This window comes from Flavobacterium bizetiae (assembly GCF_902804475.1).
Lineage (GTDB): Bacteria > Bacteroidota > Bacteroidia > Flavobacteriales > Flavobacteriaceae > Flavobacterium > Flavobacterium bizetiae.
In genome coordinates this window covers 1-17,014 of record NZ_CADCSU010000082.1, presented here as the reverse complement: position 1 = coordinate 17,014, position 17,014 = coordinate 1, and the positions used below count along the sequence as shown (strand labels likewise).

Genomic DNA, 17,014 nt, shown 5'->3' with positions numbered 1-17,014 from the left:
TATAAATACCCATCAGCGCTTCCGAAATAAATGGTATTGTTACTAATAAACGGCGACGAAACAATCGATCCCAATTGATAAAATCTGTCCATTACTTTTTTGTTATTATCATAAAAAGAAAGATCATCATTTTGACCTGCATATTGAAAATCTAACAAATCATTTTTTAAAGTAGAAGACGCAAATTGTTTGCGATTATCAGTGCTTATAAAATTGGAAGTTTTTCCGTTTGAAAGTAAATCCAAACTGAAGAAATTACCCGTAAAATCTCCAAAATAAATTGTATTTCCTGCTATTGCCGGCGATGAGTAAACATAACCATTTACTTTAAATCGATACTTTTCTGCACCTGTTTTGGCATCTAAAGCTAATAGGGCATAGGTGTCTGAAGTTCCTACATAAACGGTATTGTCTTTTATAACGGCAGAACTTAAGATCCAGGAATTTTCGGCATTGTATTTCCAGATTTGTTTTCCGGTTTCGGCATCTAAGGCGAAAAAGAACGGTTCTCTGGCACCAAAATAAACTTTACCATCTGAGACCGCAACAGACGATTGTATTCCTGTAAAACCCATTTGTGTTCCGGTTGCAAAATGCCAGATTTCTTTTCCGGATTCGATGTTTAAGGCGTATAAAGTTGCATCCCAGCCTCCAATGTAAATTTTGTTTTTATCGATTATCGGAGTTCCGTGAACGGGGCCGTTGGTTTTGAATTTCCATTTTAAATTTCCTGTTTTAGCATCCAGAGAATAAACGTTTGCGTCGCTGCTACCGAATACAACCAAAGCCGATTTTCCGTTTTTATATACAACGGGTGATGAAATATAAAAACTCCATAAATCGTCCATGTATTGCGTTTCAGGTTTCATTCCCCATCTGCCATTCTCGCCAATCCAGTGTTCTCCGCCTGTTTTAAATTTCCAGATTAATTTTCCATCTTTGGTATTTACGGCGTAATAATTTCCGTCGAAACTCCCAAAATAGATAATATTGTCTAAAATACTCAGTGAGCTATGAATGGCTCCATTGGTTTTGAATTTCCATTTTGCTGTTCCTGATTTTTCTTCGATGGCGTATAGAAATCCGTCTTCGCTTCCAATATAAACAATACCGTTTTTTGCAATTGGCGAAGAGAATATTCTACCGTCGGTTTTATATTTCCATTTTAGGGTTGAGGTGGGGTGATATCCTTTTCCTTCAAAAATGCGATCCGAAAAGGAATTGAGTATTTCGGCGTTGTTTTTTTGGCTTAAAGCCGAATAACTAAAAATTAAAAAGAAATAGAATGGAAGGGTAGCTAGAAATCTTTTCATAGTTTTTTATTTGTTTAATAAATATTTTCTAAGATATTAATATTTAGTTATTTGAGAAATATGTTAGGAATATATTTTTAATACCTGATTGTGAATAGGTATATTTGTTTCAGCATGGAATTATCAAGTAAAAATATTAAAACATATCAATCATCTAAAAAAGTTGTTTTGGGTCCGCTAATTATTGGTGGAATATTTGTGGAAATTATTTTATTGATAATGGGGGAAACAGAAATGACTCCTGTTTTGCTTGTAGTACTTTTGCTGATGGGACTTGGGCTTGTGATTGTAAAAGGTTCTCTTAAAATTATAATAGATTCTAACGAAGGACTTTTGATTTTAGAAAAAATGAGCTGGCTTGGAAAAATTGCATTCAGGGAGGCTTTTTTATTGAATGAAAATCAATTTTCGATTATGGAAGATACACTTCCCCGATCTGGAAAATACTATCTTATTTTGATCACAAATAATGCGACTAAAAAAGAAAGCAACTATTTGGCAGAAGGATTTTCTGGACAAACTCTAGAGTTAATAAAAAACGATATTGAAATTATACAGACATAAAACTTAATTTTTGCTAAGCAAATGAAATTAAAAAAAAAAAAATGAAAATAATAGCGGTAATTCCGGCGCGATATGCTTCAACACGATTTCCTGCAAAATTGATGCAGGATCTTGGTGGCAAAACAGTTATTTTAAGAACGTATGAAGCTGCTGTTGCGACAAAATTGTTTGACGATGTATTTGTAGTGACCGACTCAGATTTGATATTTGACGAAATCGTTTCGAATGGAGGAAAAGCAATTATGAGCATCAAAGAACACGAATCAGGTAGTGATCGTATTGCAGAGGCCATATTTAGCCTTGATGTTGATATTGTAGTGAATGTGCAAGGCGACGAGCCTTTTACAGAAGCAGAGCCTTTAGAGCAGGTTTTATCGGTTTTTAAAGATGATGTAGATCGTAAGGTTGATTTGGCTTCGTTAATGCGTGAAATCACAGATGAAGACGAAATCAATAACCCAAATAATGTAAAAGTGGTGGTAGATCAATCGCAGTTTGCGTTGTATTTTTCAAGATCGGTTATTCCGTATCCTAGAGATAAAGATGTGGGTGTTCGTTATTTTCAGCACATTGGGATTTATGCTTTTAGAAAACAGGCTTTGTTAGATTTTTATAGTTTACCAATGAAGTCTTTAGAGGCTTCTGAGAAACTGGAACAATTACGTTATTTAGAATTTGGAAAGCGTATTAAAATGGTGGAGACCACTCATGTAGGTATTGGGATTGATACGGCTGAGGATTTAGAAAGGGCTCGTGCCATGTTGAGAGATATTTAATTAATTGTATTTGCACGCGGATGATGCGGATTCGCTATCGCGAAAACGCGGATTTTATGGGTCATTGCGAGGAACGAAGCAATCTCATTAACAAAAGACAAATGACATGTGGTTGCTTCGTTCCTAGCAATGACGTAGATTATGTGTCAAAATGTATTATGAAAACGAATGCCCTAGCCCTGATAGGAGTGGAAATCCTTTTGTGTCCGCCGCGGCGGACACAAAAGATTGGAGCGGATAGCAGGAAATAGCTCCTGAATATTTAAATTCCAAATATTAAAAATCCAAATTCCAATTGTTGAGAGCGAGGAGCTTTGTCAAAGTTTAAAACTTTGACAAAGCTTGTGGTGTCGACGAAAACAAAAAAACTCCAAATCATAGAGATTGGAGCTTTTTTTATATTCTAAAATCAGACGAAATTCTTAGTACAAACTTGGGAATTTAGAAGGATTTACTTCGTGCATCATCGTGTAAACTTTCTCGAAGATATCCTCGGCAGAAGGTTTAGAAAAATAATCACCATCTGTTCCGTAAGCTGGTCTGTGTGCTTTTGCAGCTAGCGTTTGCGGTTTACTGTCAAGGTAATTGTAAGCGTCTTGTTCTTCAAGAATTTGTTGTAAGATGAAAGCCGAAGCTCCACCTGGAACATCTTCGTCGATTACTAAAAGACGGTTTGTTTTGGCAATACTTTTTACAATGTCTTTATTTACGTCAAACGGAAGTAAAGATTGGATATCGATTACTTCGCAATCGATGCCTAATTCTAGTAATTCAGTTGCGGCTTGTTCTACTAATCTTAAAGTAGATCCGTAAGAAACTAAAGTAATATCTGAACCTTCTTTTAGGGTTTCAACAACACCAATTGGGGTTTTGAATTCACCAAAGTTTAAAGGTGTTTTTTCTTTTAATCGGTAACCATTTAAACATTCGATTACTAAAGCCGGTTCGTCAGTCTCTAGAAGAGCGTTGTAAAAACCTGCTGCTTGTGTCATGTTTCTTGGCACGAGAACATGAATACCACGAACGGCGTTGATGATCATACCCATTGGTGAACCTGAATGCCAGATACCTTCAAGACGATGTCCGCGGGTTCTGATAATTAGCGGTGCTTTTTGTTTACCAACAGTTCTGTATTGTAACGTAGCCAAATCATCGCTCATGATTTGAATTGCGTATAGTAAATAATCTAAATACTGAATCTCTGCAATTGGGCGTAAACCTCTTAATGCCATACCAATTCCCTGACCCACAATAGTAGCTTCACGAATACCAACATCGGCAACACGAAGTTCTCCGTATTTTTCCTGCATTCCTTCAAGTCCTTGGTTTACATCACCAATGTTTCCTACGTCTTCACCAAAAATTAGTGTTTCAGGATATTTGGTAAACAAGGCATCAAAGTTATCACGAATAATCATTCGGCCATCTTGATCTGCTTTTGCACCATCTGCGTATTCAGGAAGTACTTTTTCTACAGAAAAAACATTTTTATCTGAATCTGAGTGCAAATGACTGCTGAATCTTGGCTGCGTGATTTCTATATAATTGGTGATCCAATTAGATAGTAATACTTTGCTGTTTGGTATTTCGATAAAACGCAATATTTTTCTGGCGATTACCAACATTTCCTTTTTTAGAGGAGATTTTATAGCGCTTAATTCTGAAATGTATTTTTGAATTTTATCTTTATGATTAATACTTGCAGCGGAAATTTGCTCTAATAAAATCAACAGATTTTTTTGATCTTCGATAATTGGGTTGATGAAAGAGTTCCAGGCTTCTTTTTTAGCTTCCAGAACTTCTTTTTTCAATTCGGCATCAATTTCGGCTAATTCTTCAGGTGATGCAATATTGATGGCGATCATCCATAAACGCATTTGGCGAATACAATCGAAATCTTTTTCCCAAGCCAGTCTTTCGGCATTTTTATAACGCTCGTGAGAACCTGAAGTCGAGTGACCTTGGGGTTGTGTTAATTCGTTTACGTGTATTAAAACCGGAACGTGTTGCTCGCGGGCAACTGCTGCGGCTCTTTCGTAAGTCGAAACTAACTCTGCATAATCCCAGCCTTTTACTCTAAAAATTTCATACCCTTTTGCGTCTTCATCGCGTTGGTATCCTTTTAGAATTTCAGATATGTTTTCTTTAGTAGTTTGATGTCTTGCGTGAACCGAAATTCCGTATTCATCATCCCAAACGCTCATTACCATAGGTACTTGCAGTACTCCGGCAGCGTTTATGGTTTCAAAAAACAAACCTTCAGAGGTGCTTGCATTTCCTATGGTTCCCCAGGCAACTTCGTTTCCGTTTACAGAGAATTTGTCTTTGGTTTTGATTCCGTCAACATTTCTGTAAATTTTAGAAGCCTGAGCTAATCCCAATAGTCTTGGCATTTGTCCTGCTGTAGGCGATATATCTGCGCTTGAATTTTTTTGTTTTGTTAAGTCTTTCCAGGATCCGTCTTCGTTTAAACTGTGCGTTACAAAGTGTCCGCCCATTTGTCTTCCGGCAGACATTGGATCAAAATCTAAATCAGTGTGACCGTATAAACCTGCGAAAAATTGTTTAGGAGTTAATTCTCCAATAGCCATCATAAAAGTTTGATCGCGATAGTATCCGGAACGGAAATCTCCGTTTTTAAAAGATTTTGCCATAGCAAGCTGTGGTACTTCTTTTCCGTCACCAAAAATTCCAAATTTGGCTTTTCCCGTTAATACTTCTTTACGACCTAAAAGGCTACATTCGCGGCTGGTAACTGCAATCCTGTAGTCGTTCAATACCTCCGTTTTGAAATCTTCAAATGTTAGTGTAGTATTGCTTTTTTCTTTTATCATAATCTTGAGGGGTCATGTTAGACTGCGAAATTACTTAAAAACAATCAATAATCATAATTCTTTAAAATAAATATAATTTAATTATATGTATTTAAAATCAAAAAACTACGTATATTTTTTAATGTATTTCTATGTAAAATTGCAGTTTAGTGATAATAATGCATGTTTTTATTTAAAATTTATTCAATTAAAACCATTTTCTAGTAAAAAGATTGACTAATGTTTTTGGCGAAAGTGTGATCACAAATCGTATTTTTTCGTTGTATTTATTTTGAGAAATTTCCCACCCGTTGTTTGAATAAACAGGAAAATAAAGCTCAAAATAATCCGGAACGAGATTTAATCTGATTCCACTATCATAAACAAAATTCTCGCTTTGATGTTTACTTTTCATGAGTCCAATATCGCCGTAAGCTTCGATCCAGTTCCAGATCGAGTAGCTGGCGTTTAATGTTGTCATCCATTGATTGGCGTAGGCTGGCGCTAATTTTGATTTAAAACCACCTTCGGCCATCACAAATTGCTGACTAAAAAATCCGGTGCTTTCAGAGCGTCCGTAAAAATTATAATCGAACATATAATCCGTAGGGCGGTCTAAACCAAAACTAAAATAATCTGAATTTGTTGTGTTGTATAAAAAAGTTCCGGCGTACAATCGTAAATTCAGTCTATGATTGTTTTCGAATAAACGTCTGTATTCTACTTCTCCGGCAATTTTCCCGAAGTTTCCGCCAAACTGAAGATCATTCATATAACTAAAATGGTCAATCAATTCGGTTTTGGTATTCGAATAACGCGCATTAAAAACCGAATAATTTGGTTTTGAATTGTCGGTAATGTATTTACTGTCTTCACGATTGACAATAACTTGTCTGAAAAGAATAAGTTGTTTTCGATTGTCTCTGAAATTTTGTTCACGAATTCTAAACTGCACCATCGGGTTTAGTCTTAAATAAGTGGCATCCGGCGCGTAATGAAAATAGTTTTGACTAATAGAATATCTCACATTATACAATGTGCTGTTTCTGTAGTACTCGCTCCATACAAAGGCAGAAGATCCTGAAATTGTTCCGGCTTTGATAGAATAAGCAGGATTAACATCAAACGTAAAAGGTTTGTCGAGAATAGTTTTATTATGAAAACGTACTCCTGGCGTTATACCATCGTATAAATTATACGTAAGGGTTGGAATATAAAGAATCTGATTGTAATAAGGATCTTCGAGATCTTTGGCAAAATTAAACTTTATTGGTCGATTTGTAATTACAAGGCTTTTGAGTGATTTCCAGTTGTTTCTTAAGTTATATTCCGGAACTTCATTGTCGTAATTCAGTACAATTTTGTCCGCCTTTTTTCTGTCAAATTCATAGATCGAATCATTGTTTTTTGGTTCAATCCATTTTTTAAACACGACTTCATTTTTTTTGATTCCATAAACCGGAATCGGAACAAAATTATTCGTCTTGTTTTTAATCTGAAATTGTACGCTGTCTTTCGTTCTCGATACATTCGAAAATTTATAATCGATAATATCTCGCGAGTCTATAATGGTATTGAAAAACCAATCGATGTTTTTGTTACTGTTTTTAGAAAGTATTTTTTCAAAATCATAACGATTCGTTTGTTCTGTTTTGTTTAAACTATAAAATTCCTGAACACTTTCAGGAACAATATCATGGTTTAAATAATCATCCAAATAACTCAAACTTAAACCTGCACGATATTTACTGGCAATTTGTTCGTTGAATTTTATCAGTGTATTTTTGGGATCTCCAAGTGGCTGATCCAGATTTTTTCTCGCCATCAGCATATAATAATAGCTGTATTGCTCATTAAAAGTCAAATTGGTAATGTTGTAACTTTTAAAGAGTTTCATGTCTGAAAGTCTCCCTAGCATCTTTTGATCCATATGATTTTCTTCCATGAATTTCATCATGCTGTAAATCTGGATTCCGTCATAAACCCAATTGTCTTTGCGGGGATCAAGCTTTAAACTATTCTTAAGATAATTGTTTAGATACGTTTTTAGAAAGGTGATTTCAAAAATAAAATCATCAGAAAACGGACTTATAAACGATGGAAGCTGATTAAGACCATAAAACGGATTTCGATCATAATCAGTTTGAGAAACCGTGATTTTTTCGTGCGGATATTTACCAATAAAAGCGCTGGCAAAACTCACCACACGATTGATGATAATTGCTTTCTGAATTTCGCTTATCTTTTTGTTTTTAAGATTGGTCAATACTTCTACAGAACCATTTTCATAACTTCTGAAACTATTTTGTTTTTCGATAAAAAAATTAAAATCGGTTCTGTCGTTTCCGGAAAAGAAATAAGTACTGAAATCGATACTGGTTTCATCTTTGGAAACCAAATTCAAATCAGTTGTAATCGAATATTTATTTGGAATTTTGATGTTGACTTCATAATTCGTACTGGCGTTGGCGATATCATCTAAGTTGAAATTGTTGTATTTCATAAAACGATGATTCTCAAAACGCGCCGGACTTAAAAACCAGTTTTTCAGGTTCATTCCGCCATTCTGATCAAAACCATAGCGCGTAAATTTATCACTCGGAATTTTAACAATATAAACAAGGTGCAGATCTATTTTCTCGCCCGGATGCAGTTTGCGGTTCAGTTTTACAACAACAAAATCAGGATTTTTATCTGTTCTTTCCCATTCAAGCGCCATATTATCCGAATCCGTTAAGCTCAGAATCGTAGTATTGCCTCGTTCTGCAGCTTTCGCTAAATGAAAACCACGATAAAATTCATCCGAAAATCTTTTGGCCAGGGGCGTATTTTTATCAGAGAAAGCATTGTTCCAGTCGTTTAACACAATCGAAATCAACGAATCGTTCGAAGTATTATAGTAGGTAATATCCTGTCTTATATTCACTGTTTTAAGCTCGAGATTAACCGCCACCTCCATCTTAGACTGATGTTGTGCGTATTGTTTTATCGAACTAAATAAAACAAAAACAAAGAATATAATTTTATATAATGGTTTCAATGATTGCTTTGGATAATTATCAATATAACTTAAGTTACGAGCATAAAGTTGTTTTGGTTTTTTGTAAAAATAGCATAAAAAAAGCTGTTTTAAAAAACAGCTTTAATTTTTTGTAAGATTTAATGTCTTTTTACCACATAAGTGATGTAAGGAAATTTAAGTTTAATGCTTTATTCAGCATTTTTTAATGGACTTATGTAACTTATATGGTGTACTTTTTTTAGAAATTAGGACTTAAATCGTATTTCTTGTAGAATTTGTCTAATACATCAACTACTTCATCTTCAGTGTCAACGATTTTAAATAAGTTCAAATCTTCCGGGCTAACCGTATGCATTTTTTCTACTAAAACCGTTTTTACCCATTCGATCAAACCAGACCAGAATTCAACACCAACTAATATAATTGGGAATTTCCCGATTTTTTTGGTCTGAATTAAAGTAATCGCTTCAAACATTTCGTCAAGAGTTCCAAAACCTCCTGGCATTACCACAAAACCTTGCGAATATTTTACGAACATTACTTTTCTCACAAAGAAATAATCGAAATTCAGGTTTTTATCGTGATCGATATAAGGGTTAAAATGTTGTTCAAAAGGCAGTTCGATGTTCAATCCAACCGAAGTTCCGCCTCCTAAATGCGCACCTTTATTACCAGCTTCCATAATTCCGGGACCACCTCCTGTGATTACGCCGTAACCTGCTTTACTGATTTTATATGCAATTTTTTCAGCCAATAAATAGTATTTATCATCTGGTTTTGTTCTCGCCGAACCAAAAATAGATACACACGGACCAATGCGTCCCATGCTTTCGTAACCGTTTACAAACTCGGCCATAATTTTAAAAATCGCCCAGCTGTCGTTTGTTCTAATTTCATTCCACGTTTTTTGTTTCAAACGGTCCTGAATTACTTTGTCCTCATCATTATCAAAATCTTCTAATCTCATTTTAGGTATTTTAATTATTTATATTTTTATTTCTAGCTGTGTCGTTTTAAATTGTCATCCTGAGCGTAGTCGAAGGAGAAGGAGCTATTTCCTGCTGTCCGCTATATCTTTTGTGGCGAACCCCGCCACAAAAGGATGCCGCTCCCATCAGGGCTAGGGCATTAGTTTTCAATTGAAACATTGTTTTTACCCCATAAAAAATTGCCAAAATCAAAAACTTTGACAAAAAGGGCGTACTAAATTACTGCTTTTTTCGAGAATTGTTACAGAAATAGGGATTTATTAATTTAAATGTAACATTTCTTTGTTGCTGATTTTGGTTGCGGATTCATTATCAGTAAGTTGATGAATTGAATAATGATTTCGATATTTCACAACATTCAACGCATTGTAATATGCTTCTACAAAATATGTCGTACCTAATGGAACTAGGTTGTGGTTGTATTATATTTTTAATGAGATTTAATCCATTAATTCCCTAAGGATTCTGTTTTCTAATTTTTTTCAGAAAGGTAACGCTATAGATTTTTTTACTTTGATTGGTGGTTATCTAATCTCTTTTTTAATTCTTTATCAAAATCCGAAATAAAGTTTTCATCTTGTATAATTCTAAATTTCTCATATTCAGATTCTGCTTTCAGTTTTGCTTCTAGCATATTTATTTTGCCTGTATTGTTAAGAATAGGGTAGTCTGCCAATTCTAGAAATTGTATTAGAAATTTTTCCCAATCTTCCATGTTCATAACTCTTCTATTTGTGGCTCTACTTTCTGCCAAATCTAAATAAGCGGTTACAATTCTTTGCAACGATTTTATATGCTCTTCGTTTAAGTAATTTTTAGCAATAACAACATCGCTTTTTAGTATTTTTCCTTCAGGTGCTTGTTTCCATGTTTTTAAACCCATAAACAATTTTGTAGCATCAGCTTCAGTATAGATTATTTCAGCCGCTGTTTTACCAGTAATTGCCCAATGTAATTTATTTTGTACAGCGGCGAAAAATTGCTGTGTAATGGTCGATTGACTATCGTAATCCGCAGAAAGTGCATAAATATCTGTTATTTTTTGGTAGAGCCTTCTCTCGCTTAATCTAATTTCTCGAACTCGTTCAAGCATTTCGTCAAAATAATCTTGACCAAAATGTTTCATTTGCTTTAGGCGTTCATCATCCATTGCAAAACCCTTGATAATGTATTCGTGTAAAATTTCTGTCGCCCACTTTCGAAATTCAATAGCACGTTCTGAGTTTACTCTATAACCAACCGCAGTTATTACTTTTAAATTATAAAATTTTGAGGTGTATACTTTTCTGTCTTCGGCAGTATGTCGGAAATCCCGACATACTGAATTTTCATCTAATTCTCCATCCAAAAAAATATTTTTTAGATGTTCTGTTATGGTAGAACGCCCTTTCTGAAATAATTCGGCAATTCGTTTTTGAGATAACCAAACAGTTTGATCCTGAAAATAAACATCAATATTAATCTTTCCGTTTCCCGTTTTAAAAATAACAAAATTGGAAAGTATTTGAAGATTTTGTTCTTGATCCTCCATGCCTACGTTTTACTTTAATTTTCTATTATAAACAAGCTAATAGTGATTGTTATTTTTGATGTATTTTAAACTGAACTATTAAGTTAATTCCTTTTTCAAAAACTTCGCAGTATAGCTTTTTTTATTTTTCGCTACTTCTTCCGGAGTTCCTTTGGCGATTAATTGTCCGCCGCCTTTTCCGCCTTCTGGGCCAATATCGATGATATAATCGGCAAGTTTAATCACGTCCATATTGTGTTCGATTACCAGGATTGTATTTCCTTTATCGACCAATTTATTAATTACATCCATCAAAACACGAATATCTTCAAAATGTAATCCGGTTGTAGGTTCGTCCAGAATATAAAACGTATTTCCGGTATCTTTCTTAGATAATTCTCCCGCAAGTTTGATACGTTGCGCCTCACCACCAGAAAGCGTTGTGCTTTGTTGACCAAGCGTAATATATCCTAAACCAACATCCTGAATGGTTTTTACTTTTCTGTAAATCTTCGGAATGTTTTCAAAAAACGGAACTGCTTCGTCAACAGTCATATTCAATACATCCGAAATTGATTTTCCTTTGTATCGAATCTCTAAGGTTTCTCTATTGAAACGTTTTCCCTGACAGGTTTCGCATTCTACGTAAACATCCGGTAAAAAGTTCATTTCGATAGTTCTAACTCCAGAACCTTCGCAGGTTTCGCAACGTCCGCCTTTTACGTTAAAACTAAAGCGTCCGGCTTTATAACCACGAATCATACTTTCAGAAGTCATGGTAAACAAGTTTCTGATTTCAGTAAATACCTCGGTATAAGTCGCTGGATTCGAACGTGGTGTTCTCCCAATCGGACTTTGGTCAATATCAATTACTTTGTCAATATGTTCTAAACCTTCGATTTTTTTATAAGGTTGTGGTTTTTTTACGCCATTAAAATAATACGCATTCAAAATAGGGTAGAGTGTCTCATTAATCAAAGTCGATTTTCCACTTCCTGAAACTCCAGTTACGCAAATCAGTTGTCCTAAAGGTATCTCGATCGAGACATTTTTCAGGTTGTTTCCTGTCGCTCCGGTTAGTTTTAAGAATTTTCCATTTCCTTTTCTTCGCTCTTTTGGAATCTCCAATTTCATTGTACCATTCAAATATTGAGCAGTAATGGTATTTGATTTCAACGTTTCGGCCGGAGTTCCAATACTGATGATTTCTCCTCCGTATTTTCCCGCTTTTGGGCCAATATCAATTACATAATCAGCAGTTTCGATCATGTCTTTATCATGCTCCACTACAATAACTGAGTTTCCGATATCACGTAATTGTTCCAGTGATTTAATCAGTTTTTCATTGTCTCTTTGGTGTAAACCAATACTTGGCTCATCCAAAATATATAAAACACCAACCAATTGAGAACCAATTTGTGTTGCCAGACGAATACGCTGCGCTTCACCACCCGAAAGTGATTTTGAGCTTCGGCTTAAAGCCAAATAATTCAAACCAACATTCATCAAAAAGTTCAAACGATCTTTGATTTCTTTCACCACTTCTGATGCGATCAAAAGTTGTTTGTCTGATAAATGATTGTTCAAATCCTGAAACCAGGTTGTTAGATCAGAGATGTCCATATCGCATAATTCAGTGATATTTTTTCCGTTTACTCTAAAAAACTGTGCTTCTTTTTTCAAACGTGAACCTTCACAAACCGGACAATTTACTTCATCCATGAAATCTTTTGCCCAGCGTTTTATTGTAGTCGATGAAGTTTCATCGTATTGATTTTTAATGAAATGTGATATTCCTTCAAAATCTATTTTATAATCGCGTGTAACCCCTAAATCTTTTGAGTTTACCACGAATTTATCTTTCCCGCCATTTAAAATCATGGTCATGGCTTCTTCCGGAATTTTCTCAATCGGATCGGTTATCTTGAAATTGAATTTTTCTCCAATAACTTCTAATTGTTTAAAAATCCATGACGATTTATATTCACCAAGTGGCGCAAAACCACCTGCTTTTATCGATAATTTAGGATTTGGAATAATCTTTTTAATATTGATTTCGTGTACCGTTCCTAATCCGTTACAATGCGGACAAGCTCCTTTTGGGGAGTTGAAAGAGAATAAATTTGGTTCCGGATTTTGATATGAAATTCCGGTTGTAGGACACATTAAATTTCTACTGAAAAAACGAACTTCATTGGTATCCTGATCTAGAATCATTAATACATTTTCGCCATGATGCATAGCTGTGTTAATGCTTTCGGCCAATCGTTTTTGATTGTCTTCAGTATCTTCAATCAACATTCGGTCGACTACAATCTCGATATCGTGTGTTTTGTAACGATCCAGTTTCATTCCTGAAACTAAATCCTGAACTTCGCCATTGACACGAACTTTCAAGAATCCTTGTTTGGTAATCTGCTGGAATAACTCGGCATAATGTCCTTTTCTGGCTCTAATAATCGGAGCAAGAATATTGATGCGTTTTCCTTTAAAGTCCTGAATAATCAAATCTTTAATTTGTTCATCAGAATACGAAACCATTTTTTCGCCTGTGTTGTAACTAAAAGCATCAGCACCACGAGCGTAAAGAAGTCTCAGGAAATCGTATATTTCTGTAATCGTTCCAACGGTAGAACGCGGACTTTTACTGGTTGTTTTTTGTTCGATCGCAATTACTGGCGAAAGTCCATCGATTTTATCAACATCAGGACGTTCTAAACCGCCAAGAAACTGTCTGGCATACGCCGAAAAAGTTTCTACATAACGACGTTGTCCCTCAGCATAAATAGTATCAAATGCCAAAGAGGATTTTCCCGAACCTGATAAACCAGTAATCACCACCAGTTTTTCACGCGGAATAGAAATGTCTATATTTTTTAGATTATGAACTCTTGCACCAAGAACTTCAATAGTATTGTCTTTTTCTAACATAATTTTGAGCAAAACGCAAAGTTACCACTTTGATTTGTTCTTTTTGTGCTCGATAGCAAAACTTTATGTTACAAATAGTAACAAAATAAAGCTAGTGTGAACTAGCGTTATTTGTTTATTATTGCGGATTTTGAATTTTATTCCATTCCCAATCCTAAAGTTTGCAAAATTCCAACAATCCATACTATAGGCTTCCAAAGCACTATAAAACCTATTACTGATAAAATAGAGAAAGCTGACCAGAACCAAAATCCACCGTCATGTGTAAAAATGGGAAACCACTCATTGAGTAACATATAAATTCCAACTGGAATTGCAGCTAAAACAAATAAAATCCAAACGATGCATTTTATAATAAAAACAATAAAATTTAATAATAATTGAAATAACATAATCTTGTAGTTGTTGTGACTTTCGTCGGATTAAAAATTTTTTTTTTAGAAAAGAATAAGTAGATTAACTTTTAGAATCAGATGGAAATTTTTCATCATCTAAAGCGATTAGTAGTCCTGTAACTAATAATGACAGGCCTACACCAATAATGCCTGCTGTTTGTTGGTTCTTGTTTAAATGATTTGCGATTGCAATTCCTGCGGCGCTTCCTGAAGTTACGATAGCACTTAAATTAGCAAAGTCCGTTTTTGTGTTTTGCTTTTTGAAAAGATTTTTCATGATACTTGTTTTAAATTCGAATACGAAATTATAATCCGAAACTGTCAATTGTTGTCAGTGTAAAATAAAATTAAAAACAATGCAGACTGACAGTATTTGTCAGCTTGGTTTTTTATTTTTGAACTATGAAAAATAAAGAAAAGCCGAATTTGAATAACTCTCAAGTTTATCAAACCAAACAATTAGTAGAAATTCTGAAGAAGTCTCCTTTTGAGAGTATGGGAAATTTAATTAATTATATCAGCCCTAACAGAGAGAATAAAATAAGTGAGCGTACTTTTCATCGAATAAAGGCAACTTTAAGGGATGATTATGGTATTGTAGTTAAATATTCGAGAGCTAATGAGGGATTTTATTTAGATGAAGAAAAGTCGATTAATATTGAATCGTTTTTAAGTCATATGGAAATTCTGGCTACCGGTGAACAGATTTCTCATAATCTAAATGGTAATAATAATTCGTTATCATTTATTGAATTTGAAAATAGATCTGCAATAGAGGTAATTCCTAATTTTAAATCTGTTTTGGATGCAATACAGCAAAATTTTCCCATTAGTTTTATACATAACAGTTTTTATTATTATAAAGAAATAAAAGAGCAGGAATATACTTTAAATCCTTATTATTTAAAACAATATCAAAATCGTTGGTACGTGGTGGGTGAAACTGAAAAGGGCTATCGTACATTTGGTTTAGACAGAATAAAAAATATTGAAACAGGGACTAAAAAATTCAAATCGAAAATAAATGAAGCTAAGGAAAAATTTTCTCATGTTGTAGGTCTTAATACTATGGATCATAAATTACAAACTATAAAACTCTCATTTCACATCTCTCAAAAACTATATGTAGAATCCTTGCCTTTGCACAATTCTCAAAAGCAAATTAATTTAGATAATCATAAATCGTTTGATATTTCATTAAATATTCACCCTAATTTTGAGTTCAGCCAGCAAATTTTGAAATATGGCAGCATGGTTAAGGTTTTAGAACCGAAATGGCTGGCGGAGGAGATTAAGGAGGAATTAAGGAAAGGATTTGAAGGATATTTATAAAATAAAAAAGGGTTCAATTTTGAACCCTTTTAATTTATGATTTTGTTCTATTTAACGTGTTATTTCAGCTTGACTTTTGATTAAAATTTCACGTACTAATGCTTCAGAATCTTCAATTAAATCAGAACCAAAACTATCAGTCATTTTGTATCCAATTCCCGCCGCTGCAACTTGTCCAATAAAAGGAATATATTTTAATACTTCTTTAGAACCAATATTCACTGCTAATCTCTTCAATAACATTATTATTCCTTCTTTAGCAACAAATTTAGCGGCATACTGTGCAGCTTTTGTTTTAATGATTGTAAAATTTGCATTATTCCCCATTCTTCGCGATAATTCATTAATACTTTTTTCGTCTAAACCATAAATCTTTTGAATCTCTTTTGACATTGTCAATAAAATCGCAATATCTAAACTTATGTCTAAACCAGGAATTGGATTGATTCCATTAGCAGCAGCTGAATATGCACCATAAGAAACTGCCTTTCTTGCTAGAATACTTTTCTCTTTTAAAATTTGTTCGTTCAAAGGAGCGACATCAGCCATAAAACGTTGCTTTTTGATTCCTGTTAAATTTTGTTCAATGTCTATTAATAATTTTGACAAATCCATTTTTTGGGGTTCTCTTGAAGAAGTTAAATAAACACCTTTAATTTCAATATTCCCAATATTGCTTTTAATGTCATTTTTTACTTTTTCAAAAACCTCATATTCTGTCAAATTATCATCATGCTTTCCGTTTCTGATAGATTCATCCATTTTTGTACGAACCACATAAACGGGTCTTCCAATCCTAATCATTTCTTTTATTAACCAAATGTCATTCTCATAAAATCGATTTGCAGTTACAACAATTACTGCATCAAAACTCTCTAGATTACAAATTTCTAAATATGTTTTAATTGGAAATTTTTCAGTTCCACATCCTGGTAAATCCGAAAAATGAATTCCATTACTAGTATATTTTTTTATGTGTAAAGTTGTTTCTGTTATTCCTACGTCTGCCACTTTTCTACCAACAATTGCATTAATTAATGATGATTTTCCTGCACCACTTTGTCCAGAAATGGCAATATTTACAGTTGCGTTTTTCATAGCATCATAGTCCTTTTTTAAATTCTCGATAATTCTTGTGATTTCTTGCTTTCCAAATACTGTCTCCATTGTTGTTTTTTAGTTAATTATGATTTATTTTGAAATATATTGACCAATAATTTAAGCAAAACTATTCTTTGAAACTGTCATTTTGCGTCAGTAATGAATATTGAAATGAAGTGCTATGTAATTGAGTTGCTTAATTTAGTTTTTAAAGGTTTTTGAGAGACGGTTTAATAAAACCACCTATCAAGTCATATATATATATATA

Annotated in this window: 13 protein-coding genes; 3 read left to right on the top strand and 10 right to left on the bottom strand. The window is 34.0% G+C overall.

Features of this window, described 5'->3' with window-relative positions:
* On the bottom strand, nucleotides 1-1,313 hold a 1,313-nt coding region (locus tag FLACOL7796_RS09720; RefSeq protein ID WP_173970604.1), incomplete at its 3' end, for an outer membrane protein assembly factor BamB family protein.
* Nucleotides 1,314-1,427: 114 nt separating this feature from the next.
* On the opposite strand from FLACOL7796_RS09720, the gene FLACOL7796_RS09715 reads away from it, so the two are divergent.
* Together FLACOL7796_RS09715 and kdsB are read left to right on the top strand one after the other, a co-directional pair.
* A complete protein-coding gene (locus FLACOL7796_RS09715; RefSeq protein ID WP_173970603.1) occupies nucleotides 1,428-1,877 on the top strand; it encodes a hypothetical protein in 450 nt (149 codons plus the stop codon).
* A gap of 41 nt (nucleotides 1,878-1,918) precedes the next feature.
* On the top strand, nucleotides 1,919-2,653 hold the full coding sequence (gene kdsB, locus FLACOL7796_RS09710) for a 3-deoxy-manno-octulosonate cytidylyltransferase (protein ID WP_173970602.1): 735 nt from the start codon (nucleotides 1,919-1,921) through the stop codon (nucleotides 2,651-2,653).
* Between the two features lie 422 nt (nucleotides 2,654-3,075).
* On the opposite strand, the gene FLACOL7796_RS09705 is transcribed toward kdsB, so the two are convergent.
* From FLACOL7796_RS09705 to FLACOL7796_RS09675, 8 genes are all read right to left on the bottom strand, one after another.
* On the bottom strand, nucleotides 3,076-5,487 hold the full coding sequence (locus FLACOL7796_RS09705; protein ID WP_173970601.1) for an alpha-ketoacid dehydrogenase subunit alpha/beta: 2,412 nt from the start codon (nucleotides 5,485-5,487) through the stop codon (nucleotides 3,076-3,078).
* Between the two features lie 187 nt (nucleotides 5,488-5,674).
* Complete coding sequence (locus FLACOL7796_RS09700) at nucleotides 5,675-8,425, bottom strand: gluzincin family metallopeptidase (protein ID WP_173970605.1); 2,751 nt, start codon at nucleotides 8,423-8,425, stop codon at nucleotides 5,675-5,677.
* Nucleotides 8,426-8,726: 301 nt separating this feature from the next.
* Nucleotides 8,727-9,455 carry an LOG family protein gene (locus tag FLACOL7796_RS09695; protein ID WP_068845660.1) on the bottom strand — a complete coding sequence of 243 codons (729 nt, stop codon included), beginning with the start codon at nucleotides 9,453-9,455 and terminating at the stop codon, nucleotides 8,727-8,729.
* A gap of 46 nt (nucleotides 9,456-9,501) precedes the next feature.
* A complete protein-coding gene (locus tag FLACOL7796_RS24800) occupies nucleotides 9,502-9,627 on the bottom strand; it encodes a hypothetical protein (RefSeq protein ID WP_262889161.1) in 126 nt (41 codons plus the stop codon).
* Nucleotides 9,628-9,985: 358 nt separating this feature from the next.
* Nucleotides 9,986-10,825 (bottom strand): virulence RhuM family protein, encoded by an 840-nt coding sequence (locus FLACOL7796_RS09690; protein ID WP_317168337.1) that lies wholly within the window; start codon nucleotides 10,823-10,825, stop codon nucleotides 9,986-9,988.
* Nucleotides 10,826-11,086: 261 nt separating this feature from the next.
* Complete coding sequence (gene uvrA / locus FLACOL7796_RS09685) at nucleotides 11,087-13,918, bottom strand: excinuclease ABC subunit UvrA (protein ID WP_173970599.1); 2,832 nt, start codon at nucleotides 13,916-13,918, stop codon at nucleotides 11,087-11,089.
* Between the two features lie 137 nt (nucleotides 13,919-14,055).
* Nucleotides 14,056-14,310, bottom strand: coding sequence for a hypothetical protein (locus FLACOL7796_RS09680; protein WP_173970598.1), 255 nt, complete (start codon nucleotides 14,308-14,310; stop codon nucleotides 14,056-14,058).
* A gap of 64 nt (nucleotides 14,311-14,374) precedes the next feature.
* Entirely contained in the window at nucleotides 14,375-14,590 is a 216-nt protein-coding gene (locus FLACOL7796_RS09675) for a hypothetical protein (RefSeq protein WP_173970597.1), read from the bottom strand.
* Nucleotides 14,591-14,715: 125 nt separating this feature from the next.
* Between FLACOL7796_RS09675 and FLACOL7796_RS09670 the strand changes: the two genes are divergently transcribed.
* Entirely contained in the window at nucleotides 14,716-15,645 is a 930-nt protein-coding gene (locus tag FLACOL7796_RS09670) for a helix-turn-helix transcriptional regulator (RefSeq protein ID WP_173970596.1), read from the top strand.
* Nucleotides 15,646-15,696: 51 nt separating this feature from the next.
* Here the strand turns inward: FLACOL7796_RS09670 and FLACOL7796_RS09665 are convergent, their stop codons facing one another.
* Nucleotides 15,697-16,812: a GTPase gene (locus FLACOL7796_RS09665; protein WP_199885771.1), complete on the bottom strand. Its 1,116-nt coding sequence runs from the start codon at nucleotides 16,810-16,812 to the stop codon at nucleotides 15,697-15,699.
* Nucleotides 16,813-17,014 lie beyond the last annotated feature (202 nt).

Coding starts and splice junctions, on each gene's coding strand:
- FLACOL7796_RS09715 (WP_173970603.1), top strand. CDS start 1,428: ATGGAATTATCAAGTAAAAATATTAAAACATATCAATCATCTAAAAAA.
- kdsB (WP_173970602.1), top strand. CDS start 1,919: ATGAAAATAATAGCGGTAATTCCGGCGCGATATGCTTCAACACGATTT.
- FLACOL7796_RS09705 (WP_173970601.1), bottom strand. CDS start 5,487: ATGATAAAAGAAAAAAGCAATACTACACTAACATTTGAAGATTTCAAA.
- FLACOL7796_RS09700 (WP_173970605.1), bottom strand. CDS start 8,425: ATGGAGGTGGCGGTTAATCTCGAGCTTAAAACAGTGAATATAAGACAG.
- FLACOL7796_RS09695 (WP_068845660.1), bottom strand. CDS start 9,455: ATGAGATTAGAAGATTTTGATAATGATGAGGACAAAGTAATTCAGGAC.
- uvrA (WP_173970599.1), bottom strand. CDS start 13,918: ATGTTAGAAAAAGACAATACTATTGAAGTTCTTGGTGCAAGAGTTCAT.
- FLACOL7796_RS09680 (WP_173970598.1), bottom strand. CDS start 14,310: ATGTTATTTCAATTATTATTAAATTTTATTGTTTTTATTATAAAATGC.
- FLACOL7796_RS09675 (WP_173970597.1), bottom strand. CDS start 14,590: ATGAAAAATCTTTTCAAAAAGCAAAACACAAAAACGGACTTTGCTAAT.
- FLACOL7796_RS09670 (WP_173970596.1), top strand. CDS start 14,716: ATGAAAAATAAAGAAAAGCCGAATTTGAATAACTCTCAAGTTTATCAA.
- FLACOL7796_RS09665 (WP_199885771.1), bottom strand. CDS start 16,812: ATGGAGACAGTATTTGGAAAGCAAGAAATCACAAGAATTATCGAGAAT.